Source organism: Corynebacterium sp. HMSC059E07 (assembly GCF_001814395.1).
Taxonomy (GTDB): domain Bacteria; phylum Actinomycetota; class Actinomycetes; order Mycobacteriales; family Mycobacteriaceae; genus Corynebacterium; species Corynebacterium hesseae.
Map to the genome: position 1 here is coordinate 1 of NZ_KV816339.1, position 1275 is coordinate 1275.

The 1275-nt window shown below is 53.6% G+C and carries 1 protein-coding gene; it reads left to right on the top strand.

Annotated elements, in window-relative coordinates:
- Positions 1–20 precede the first annotated feature (20 nt).
- A partial coding sequence (locus HMPREF2967_RS12355; RefSeq protein WP_198531057.1) for a Rep family protein occupies positions 21–1275 on the top strand: 1255 nt, incomplete at its 3' end.

Consider the following 1275-nt stretch of genomic DNA (forward strand, 5'->3'; position numbering starts at 1 on the left):
CGTCACGGAGGTGCAGCAGAATGCTAAATCTCCCAAAAAGTGACGAAACTCACACGGAGGAAGACGTAACTCTAGCGCCGGAATCGGAGCCGCAGACCGTAAAGGCGTTGCCGGAATCTCTGCAGCTTCTTCGACTCGTAGGCACCGACGAATGCCCGTTTGGGCCAGGTGGGAAGTGGCACGGCCACGACAAGAAGAAGTTCAGCGTACTTTTCATTACGCAACAGGCGTTTTACGACGGCTACGGCGACCTACTCACGGAGGAGCGCATTAAAGAAGCGCTTGCGCCGAAGGGTATGACCGAATGGGCATACATTCTGCACGACCGCGACGCGTACACGCCGAAGGACTTTAGGAGTAATTACAAGCCGCCGAAGGGTGCAGCTGTTGGTGACAAAAAGCCTGCTCATTGGCACATCGTCATCTTCTGCAAGTCGCGTAAATCGATTGCAGAGGTCGCGAAGGCATTCGGTGTTCAACCGCAGTACGTAGAGGGCAAGCCGCCTAGTGCGTTTCTGCCGCTCTGCAAGTACTTGACGCATGAAGACCCCGCTCAGGCGGATAAGGAAACTTACGACCGTAGCGAAGTCATCACCAACGTCGCACGCCTTTGGGAGAAGGTCGACGAGCACGAAGAAAAACGCGCAAAGCGTCAGGTCGATGAAAAGGACGTTTTCAAAAAGGTCTCTGACGGTGAATTAACCCTTGCAGACGTACGCGAAGAGTATCCCGACATCTATGTCAAAAAGGGGAATCTCTCGCATATGCGCATCTTGCGGAACGACTACATCAGTCGTTTGGTGCCGCCCTCGAAGGTGATGAATTTCTACATCTGCGGTGACGGCGGCAAGGGCAAGGACGCGGCCGCTGTAGCCATTGCGAAAGCTCTCGCAGCACTGTTTGGCTGGCGGATCTTCAAAGTCGGAGCCGACAACGTCACGTTTGAAAATTACGACGGTGAAGAAATCATCATCTGGGAAGATAAGCGCGCCGCCTCATTCATTCACGCCTGCGGCGGTCGCGGTGATGTTTTCCGCGTACTCGGTCCGTACCGCAAAGACACTGACCACATGGTGATGAATGTCAAGAACTCGAAGGTAACACTCGTAAATCATGTGAACATCATCACGGCTGTAACCCCCTACAGGGAGTTTATTAGCGGCCTGGCGGGTACGTACAAAGACCGCTACAACGTAGAGCAAAAAGCCGAAGATGAAGGTCAGGCCTACCGGCGTATTCAGATTGTCATTGAAGTTGAACGCGGCAGCTACACCA